Annotated in this window: 1 protein-coding gene; it reads left to right on the top strand. The window is 58.2% G+C overall.

Annotated features, from left to right (window positions below):
• Positions 1-394, top strand: a 394-nt coding sequence (locus tag IDG63_RS14315; protein ID WP_206176495.1) for a hypothetical protein, incomplete at its 5' end; no start/stop codon positions are given.
• Positions 395-440 lie beyond the last annotated feature (46 nt).

Below are 440 nucleotides of genomic sequence, written 5' to 3'. Positions count from 1 at the left end.
ACTCAGGGATGCCGAGGAGAGTGAAGATCGGCTCGCAGCGCTCTCCGGTTCAATTGTCCACACGCTGCTTACGGCACTGAGGCAGACTCCCGCAGCGCCGGTTGCGCGTCCGCAGCTTCCTGCCGAAGCGGTAGAGATCCTGCTCGCCGCAGTGGAAGGGAACTCAGGAATTAACGTGGTGAAGGCTGGCGGAGCGATCGTTTTGGCAGGTGGGAAGCAATTCGGCGACATGTTCGACTTCCGGATAGGTGCCAAGTACAAGAATGCGATCAACCTCCTCTTCCAGAACGGCCTAATCGACGGTCATTCCGAGTACTTCGAAGTGATGCATGCAGGCTATCTCCTTGCGGATGACATACTCGCGGCAGGAGGGCAGAAGCCAAAGTCAGGGTAGAGGGCAGCCGATGCCGCTGGCGGCCCGCATATAAAATATCGGAGAC

This window comes from Staphylococcus sp. EG-SA-14 (genome assembly GCF_017151935.1).
Taxonomy (GTDB): Bacteria; Bacillota; Bacilli; order Staphylococcales; family Staphylococcaceae; genus Staphylococcus; species Staphylococcus aureus.
The sequence above is the reverse complement of the archived record's forward strand: the minus strand, read 5'-3'. Positions and strand labels throughout refer to the sequence as shown.